Here is a 235-nt window from a genome sequence, read left to right as displayed (position 1 = left end):
AAAATAAATATCAATGTCATGTTGATTACTTAATGCTTTCCAATTGGAAAATTCCTTACCACAATCAAACGTCATCGACTTAAAGAAATGTCGAGGAATCGATTCCAACCATTGGTTCATCCTCTGTTCAATGTCACTGGCTTTGCGGCCATCCGGTTTCAAAGTGATGATGATTTTGGAAAGACGCTCTACTAGCGTGATAACAGCACTCTTGTGGTGAACACCCACAATGGTA

At 39.6% G+C, this 235-nt stretch carries 1 protein-coding gene; it reads right to left on the bottom strand.

The features are described from left to right. Positions 1-235, bottom strand: a 235-nt coding sequence (locus ACEN31_RS11760) for an IS30 family transposase (RefSeq protein ID WP_407109500.1), incomplete at both ends; no start/stop codon positions are given.

Origin of the sequence: Ruoffia sp. FAM 26255, from assembly GCF_045528525.1 — a bacterium.
GTDB lineage: Bacteria > Bacillota > Bacilli > Lactobacillales > Aerococcaceae > Ruoffia > Ruoffia tabacinasalis.
This window is presented reverse-complemented; position numbering and strand designations above follow the sequence as displayed.